This is a genomic window from Bacillus cereus group sp. Bc010 (genome assembly GCF_027716745.1).
Lineage (GTDB): Bacteria > Bacillota > Bacilli > Bacillales > Bacillaceae_G > Bacillus_A > Bacillus_A pacificus.
In genome coordinates this window covers 115,235-122,464 of sequence record NZ_JAQFUY010000013.1, presented here as the reverse complement: position 1 = coordinate 122,464, position 7,230 = coordinate 115,235, and the positions used below count along the sequence as shown (strand labels likewise).

Below are 7,230 nucleotides of genomic sequence, written 5' to 3'. Positions count from 1 at the left end.
CTCCAGATAAAACAGTATTGAGTCCATCATACCAGATGGACTCTTTTTTTACTGTCTACCTAAAGGGGATAATACCAAAACACCTTTTTACTCATTTCTTCTTATTTAAAACACTACTCACGATAACACCAATACAAGCACCTATAATAGCTGGAATGATCCACCCAACACCTTCTATATAAAACGGAATGTATTTCAATACTGATGTCCACTGATTCATCATCACATTTTTATTGAAAATATCGATTGCACTAAATACTGCTACAATCACAATTGTAACTGGATATATGCATACATACTTTCCAATATACTTATGGAATAGCCCTAAAATAATAAGCGTCAATGCAACTGGATAAATAAATCCAAGAATTGGTACTGATACTTTTAAAATTTGTGTTAATCCTAAATTAGCTAAAATCATACTAACAAAACTTAAGATAAATGCCCACACTTTATACGCTACTTTTGGAAATGCACTTGCGAAAAATTGACTACAAGATGTAACAAGTCCGATTGAAACACATAAGCACGCAATCGTAAAAATAAGTCCTAATAAAACGACTCCGCCTTGTCCAAATAATGTAGTCATCACTTGTGCTAACACTTGCGCGCCATTATCAAATATCCCCAATGACCCACTCATTGAACCGACATATCCAAGTATGACATAAATAATAGATAATAATAGTCCTGCACCAATTCCAGCAATACTCATATATTTCGCTAAACCTTTATCATCTTCAATACCTTTTGCACGAAGAGCATTTGCAATCACAATCCCAAAAATTAAAGCTGCTAATGCATCCATCGTTAAATATCCATCTAAAAACCCTTGGAACATAGGCGCTTGTCCATAATTTCCAGCAGCCTCTTTCACACTACCTACTGATGTAAACATGCTTTTTATAAAGATAAGAGCAATCATACCTAATAATAACGGTGTTAAAACTTTTCCGAACAACCCCATTAATTTAGACGGGGATAAACTTAACCAGTACACAATACTAAAGAAAATAACTGTGTAACATAATAAGATTACGCTACCTGCTTCCGGGAATAACTGACCCGGTCCCATCTCAAAAGCGAGACTTCCTGCACGCGGAATGCCAAGGCCTGGTCCAATAAATACATACACGATACATGGAAAAATAATGGCGAATGAAGAATGAACTCTACCCGCTAGCGTTTGAAAACTTCCTGCTTTTGCAATCGCAATAACTCCCAATATCGGAAGACCTGTTGCTGATATAATAAACCCTACTAATGAAATCCACACATGTTCTCCTGCTTCATACCCAAGGAAAGGTGGAAATATAAGATTCCCCGCTCCAAAGAACATCGAGAATAACATAAGACTAATAAGTAAAATTTCTTTTTTCTGTAACAATTTCATTTCTTTCTCCTTCTTTAATTTCATCTTTTATGAAATCAATTTCACATATAAAAAAGTGCAATAAACCGCTTCTTTACAAAGAAAACATAGTCCATAGTCTAACATAAAAGAAACACTCATTCTATAGCTATATCCCTTTTCCAATTTCTTCTGAAAAATCAACCTTTATTGACTTATAATAGTTAATAAGATAAAATATTAAATGCACAAATTATTAACTTTGTTTTTGTTTGTGTCAGGAGGAAAATAACATGGAATCAGCGATACAACTAGAAAAAGAACAACAAAGAAAAAAGAAACATCCTCCAGGTTTATACTTACTCTTCTTTACAGAAATGTGGGAAAGATTTAGTTACTATGGATTACGAGGATTATTAACATTATATTTAACGACAGCTTTAGTAAGCGGTGGTCTTGGGTTTAGTCCCGCATGGGCACTCTCTATTTACGGATTTTACACTGGAGCCTGTTATTTCACACCAATGATTGGTGGATACTTAACAGACCGTTTTCTAGGTAGACGAAAAGCGATTACAATTGGTGGTATAACAATGGCAATCGGTAACCTTACACTATTTGCCTTACAAAACCAAGTCGGCCTATACCTCGGATTAGCGCTTATTATTATCGGTAACGGATTCTTCAAACCGAACATCTCTACACTGGTTGGGGAATTATACGAAGAGAACGATCCAAAACGTGATAGTGCATTTACCATTTTCTATATGGGTATTAATGTCGGATCATTTTTAGCTCCACTCGTTTGCGGATTTTTATCAGAAAATTTATTCAAAACAACGGTTGATGGCGTTGTACATTACGGATTCCGTTACGGATTCTTAGCCGCTTCAATCGGAATGATCATTGGACAAATTTTATTTACAACACTATCAAATCGCTTCCTTGGTGATATCGGTAAAAAACCTACTCGCGATTTACAAACAACAGATGGACAACCATCAGTAGGAGATACACCGTTAACAAAAAAAGAAAAACAACGTACTGCAGTTATCGTCATTTTAACATGCTTCGTTGTCTTCTTCTGGGCTGGCTTTGAACAAGCTGGTAGTTCATTAACATTATATACAAACAAATTTGTAGACCGCTCTGTGTTCGGATGGGAAGTTCCAACATCTTGGTTCCAATCGGTCAATCCATTATTTATTATTTTACTTGCTCCAGTCATTTCGGCATTATGGGCAAAACTTGCGACTCGCAAGCGTGGGGATTTAAAAATCCCAACTAAAATGGGACTTGGTATGATCTTGCTCGGTATCGGTTATATCATTCTCGTTATTGCTACATTAAAAACAGGTAGTGATGAACATAACATTACAGAAAAAGCAAACTTACTATTTATCGTCTTTACGTATCTTTTCCATACGTTAGGTGAGCTATTCTTATCACCTGTTGGACTATCAATGGTTAGTGCACTTGCCCCAGTAAAACTTGCTTCTTTATTAATGGGAGTATGGTTAGCAAGCTCAGGAATCGCCAACATTTTAGGTGGACAACTTGCAAGCTTCACAACTTCACTTGGATATGCTGAAGTATTTACAGTAATTGGCGCTGTAGCAATTGTATTAGGTTGTGTTTTATTACTAATTTCTAAAAAATTAGTAAAATGGATGGATTAAAAAAGATGAGGGGAAATCCCTCATCTTTTTTATGCATTCTTACCTTTTTCTATCGCTTGTTCGTACAGATTTTTATGTTCTTTATATTCACTTGGCACAAAATTCTTATAGAAGAATGCAAGCCAACTGTCTCCTTTTTTATATCCTTCTTCTCTAATTTCCGCTGCTTTTTCATTTGATTTAAATCCTTCAATGAACCATTTCTTTAACGATTCATTCTTTTCATACTTAGCAGGAACTTTCAAATCATAGTTTTCAAATGCATACTTATAGCCAGCCTTTTCTACTGCTTTTTTTGTAGACTTATAACCCTTTTCATACGCTGTTTCATACGCTGTTTCATACGCTGTTTCATACGCCTTCACGTACACATCTTTCTCTCTATTTCCAGGGTTCTTTCCAGCTAGTTCCTTACCTGCCTTTTCCCCTAGTTCAGCTTGCTCTTTTTCAATTTTTTCTGTTCTTTCTTTATTCCCTACTTGGAAACCTTCTGCAAAGTTTGGCTTAAACTCTGGAGCAATTTGACTATCTTCCATCGTCTCTTGTGCTAAACCTTGCTCTTTTCCTTTTTCAAAATGCGTTTTCTTCTGCTCTTCTAAAGACCAAGATGCAGCATAAGCAGTTTTGAATGCTTCTTTATATGTATCTGATTTCCCAGCTAAATGTGATTCCACATCATTTTTCCCTACTTTAAAATCAGTCTCTCCACTTTTTTGTCCCTCAAGCTGCCCTTTTTCCATATCAGCTTGACGCTGTGCTTCCTCTCGTTTACGTGCCTCTTCTGCTTTTCTTTGCTCTTCAGCTACACGTTGTCTCTCTTCCTCTGCCTTTCTTTGTTCCTCCGCTACACGCTGTCTCTCTTCTTCAACTTTACGCTGCGCTTCCGCTTGTCTTTCAGCTTCTACAGCACCATTATTATTTTGACTAGGAGCTGGACTTGTTGCACCACTACTAGAAGCTGGTTTATTGTGATAATGATATTCCCCGTACTGCAATCCCCATTTTTCACAATTTGTACGACACGTATGTCCCCCATTAGCATCTGTACGTCCTGGATGCGCATAGGCTGAAATTGGAGCTACCAATAACGCTACACTTGTTGTTAAAAGAAGTTTCTTCACCTGTTGTTTCACTCTTGTTCCTCCCAAAATCTTGAATTCTAACTTTATTATACATAAATAGAAAAATACTTAAATACCAACTAAAATATTCTATTATTTCTCAACATTAGTAAAAAAGAAGGTCAACTCTTTAGAGAGTTGACCTTCTTTTTTATTTCTTCGCCTTCGTTCCTACTAAATCACCAGCAACAACGTAACGCTTAGAATTATCCTTAACAGATACACATGTAATAAGCGTGATTTCATCTTTCCCATGATCTTCAACAACTTCCCACTTATCAGGAGTTACTTCAGATACACCTGTAACCGCATATTCATATTCATTTTCATTATCATATAAATAAATTTTATCGCCTTTTTTTAGAGAAGCTATATCACTAAATAAAACACCCTTTTTAGACATGTTATGTCCTGCTAATGCATAATTCCCTTTTCCCATCACTTGATTTTCTTTTACTGTTGCTGCACCTGATAATAGGTTTTTCTCAGTAGAAGACTTTAAAACAGGAAGTTCTAATGAAACACTTGGAATCGAAATACGACCAATTACTTGTTTCTTATCTAAAGATGCGTTCGCTACTTCTGCCAAATCTGGTTGATTAATTTTCGAAGCATCTACAAATTCCGTCTCATGTTTTTCATAATCCATCTTTTGGACAGCCTGTACATTTTCAGTCTGCTTCTTTTCAGCTTGATATCCATCATAAAATGGCTTGCCGATTAATACACCACCTACAACAAATAGGAGGATTGCTACTATACTATAAATTCTTTGCTTATTCATATACAATTCCTTTCCGTTACAAAATCTTACTCTATATAAAATGATAAGATAATATTGCTATATGTACAAGTGTAAGCTGAAAAGAAACCTTCTTGCATTGGCAAGAAGGTTTCTTTTTAAGCTAATTTATTTCTGTATAGAGATATGTGGAATACTGTCATTTGAATTAAATAAATCAAATACACAACATATAAAGGGTATGCCGAAATATATAAATTTGCTACAGGTGTAAATATTAATAATCCTAGTGCACAAGGTAATACAAACCATAATGATACAAATGTTGTACGGCATGCTTTATCTGTAATATCCTTCTCCCGTTCATCCTCTTGGGGAAATAATAAAGGATATAATCGCAATGATGATTTGTTATATTTCTTTTTATGCAATCTTTTAAAATACGCTAATATGATAGCTACAATAAATATTAATACAACAGGTGTCAAACTCATTGTTATTTTAGATGGTAAACTTTCATTTTTAATAATATCAGCAAACTGTATATAAAAATCATAAAACTCTACGAATGCCCAGCATGCCAATACACTGTAAAATAAATTTATAATATACGAAGCAACAATTCTATTCATCTTCTTCCCCCTCCTTATTTAAAACAAACACATCTTCCATCTTTAACTGAAATACATCGCAAATCATAAGCGCTAATAATAATGAAGGAACATAATCCCCTTTTTCAATTGCCGCGATTGTTTGTCTCGTCACTCCAACCTTTTCTGCTAATACACTTTGCGAAAAATTAAACCGAGCTCTTAATTCCTTCACTCTATTTAAAATGGTCAAATTTACCACCTCTCACCACCATTGTATGCTATCCTTAACAAAATGTAAACTCAACTTAACATTATTTTTACAAAAAAATCCAACTTTACATATTGTAAAGTTGGATTACGCATTAGTTTAAAATTGTAACTTTAACATTTTTTCTGCCCCAATTACTAGATGAAGCTTTATCAGGCATTAAAACATCAATTTTGTGACCTTTAATCGCGCCACCAGTGTCTGCGGCAATTGCAATTCCATAGCCTTCAACATTTACAGTAGATCCTAATGGAATAACAGATGGATCCACCGCAATTAATTTCATTCCTGGATTTGCAGTTAAATTATAAGGTTTACCACCTGGTCCCCATGCAGAATATACTTGTTGACCTGGTCCATAGCCATTTTCACCTGGATCTGCTGTATAAGCTGTAGCATGTACATAAAATTCTTTTCCACCAGCAGCTGGTTTAGGTGGTTGTACAGGTTCTACCTTCGAATTATTATTAGCAACAGGTTCCGCTGGTTTACTAGCTTTTTCCTGCTTTTGCTTTTCAGCAATTTCCGCTTGCGCTTTCGCTAAAGCTTCTTGCTCAGCCTTTGCAGCTGCTTCTGCTTTCGCACGCTCTTCCGCTGCAATTCTTGCTGCTTCTTGCTCACGAGCAATTGTTTCTTGTACTGCTTTCATGTTTGATTCGATTTTAGCTTTTTCTTCTGCAGCTAAATTAAGTTGGCTTGCAACCTGATTATATTTAGCTTGAACTGTTTGTAAGTTAGCTTGACGTTTTTTCAAGTTATCTTGCAGTTCAGCTTGTGCTTTTGCTAATTTTTGTTTGTCTACTACTAAAGATGCTTCTTTCTCGTCAATTGTTTTCTTATCTTCTTCAATTTGACGAAGATCTTGTTCTTGTAGACGTAGAATTTCTTTATCAGCTTCTAGAATAGTAGAAACTGCGTTCATACGTTGTAAGAAGTCTGCAAAGTTCTTTGACTCTACTACAACTTCTACTACTAAACTTGTATTTGAACTGTTTTGAACAGAAACCATACGTTTTCTCATAATATCCTTACGAGCAAGGACTTTATCCTCTAAAACGACAATTTCGTTCTTTTTTTGTTCAATCTGCTTATGTGTTTCATCGATTTTACGTTGAATAGCAGCTTGATCCTCTTTATTTTTTGCAATTGTATTATTTAAATTATGTAGTTCGTTTTCGATACCTTGAATTTCTTTACTAACAGCTTGCTTCTCTTGCTCTTTCTTTTGCATTTCTGCATCGTTTTGCTGCAATTGCTGTTGCATGTTGTTAAGTTTCTCGTCGTTTGACTCTGCTTTAACAGCGACTGTACTAGATAGACCGATAATGCCTGCTAATACTAGACTACTGATTCGCTTAAAATAGTTCATAATCCGACTCCCTTCTTATACAGTTATACATGATTTATTTTACAGTTTGTTTACAATACCATTAAATACAGTTTATTTTTCATGACGAAAAAAAGGGAATTATGCAT

7 protein-coding genes are annotated in these 7,230 nt (G+C 35.2%); 1 reads left to right on the top strand and 6 read right to left on the bottom strand.

What is annotated here, in order from left to right:
• Positions 1 to 91: 91 nt before the first annotated feature.
• Positions 92 to 1,393 carry a branched-chain amino acid transport system II carrier protein BrnQ1 gene (gene brnQ1, locus PDQ68_RS16120; RefSeq protein ID WP_016716477.1) on the bottom strand — a complete coding sequence of 434 codons (1,302 nt, stop codon included), beginning with the start codon at positions 1,391 to 1,393 and terminating at the stop codon, positions 92 to 94.
• 251 nt (positions 1,394 to 1,644) lie between these two features.
• On the opposite strand from brnQ1, the gene PDQ68_RS16115 reads away from it, so the two are divergent.
• Positions 1,645 to 3,030 carry a peptide MFS transporter gene (locus PDQ68_RS16115; protein WP_000443133.1) on the top strand — a complete coding sequence of 462 codons (1,386 nt, stop codon included), beginning with the start codon at positions 1,645 to 1,647 and terminating at the stop codon, positions 3,028 to 3,030.
• 29 nt (positions 3,031 to 3,059) lie between these two features.
• Here the strand turns inward: PDQ68_RS16115 and PDQ68_RS16110 are convergent, their stop codons facing one another.
• From PDQ68_RS16110 to PDQ68_RS16090, 5 genes are all read right to left on the bottom strand, one after another.
• Positions 3,060 to 4,163: a YHYH domain-containing protein gene (locus PDQ68_RS16110; RefSeq protein ID WP_153016952.1), complete on the bottom strand. Its 1,104-nt coding sequence runs from the start codon at positions 4,161 to 4,163 to the stop codon at positions 3,060 to 3,062.
• A gap of 139 nt (positions 4,164 to 4,302) precedes the next feature.
• The gene (locus tag PDQ68_RS16105; RefSeq protein ID WP_001041721.1) at positions 4,303 to 4,935 is read right to left on the bottom strand and encodes a class A sortase; all 633 of its coding nucleotides are present in this window, start codon (positions 4,933 to 4,935) and stop codon (positions 4,303 to 4,305) included.
• A 116-nt stretch (positions 4,936 to 5,051) separates the two neighbouring features.
• Complete coding sequence (locus PDQ68_RS16100) at positions 5,052 to 5,525, bottom strand: hypothetical protein (RefSeq protein WP_001080035.1); 474 nt, start codon at positions 5,523 to 5,525, stop codon at positions 5,052 to 5,054.
• Complete coding sequence (locus tag PDQ68_RS16095; protein ID WP_000154007.1) at positions 5,518 to 5,736, bottom strand: helix-turn-helix transcriptional regulator; 219 nt, start codon at positions 5,734 to 5,736, stop codon at positions 5,518 to 5,520. The genes PDQ68_RS16100 and PDQ68_RS16095 overlap by 8 nt, the downstream gene beginning before the upstream one ends.
• 112 nt (positions 5,737 to 5,848) lie before the next feature.
• A complete protein-coding gene (locus tag PDQ68_RS16090; RefSeq protein WP_016716475.1) occupies positions 5,849 to 7,123 on the bottom strand; it encodes a 3D domain-containing protein in 1,275 nt (424 codons plus the stop codon).
• Positions 7,124 to 7,230: the final 107 nt, after the last annotated feature.

Bases quoted from the DNA above. Each gene is read 5' to 3' on its own strand.
- brnQ1 (WP_016716477.1), bottom strand. From the start codon at position 1,393: ATGAAATTGTTACAGAAAAAAGAAATTTTACTTATTAGTCTTATGTTA.
- PDQ68_RS16115 (WP_000443133.1), top strand. From the start codon at position 1,645: ATGGAATCAGCGATACAACTAGAAAAAGAACAACAAAGAAAAAAGAAA.
- PDQ68_RS16105 (WP_001041721.1), bottom strand. From the start codon at position 4,935: ATGAATAAGCAAAGAATTTATAGTATAGTAGCAATCCTCCTATTTGTT.
- PDQ68_RS16100 (WP_001080035.1), bottom strand. From the start codon at position 5,525: ATGAATAGAATTGTTGCTTCGTATATTATAAATTTATTTTACAGTGTA.
- PDQ68_RS16090 (WP_016716475.1), bottom strand. From the start codon at position 7,123: ATGAACTATTTTAAGCGAATCAGTAGTCTAGTATTAGCAGGCATTATC.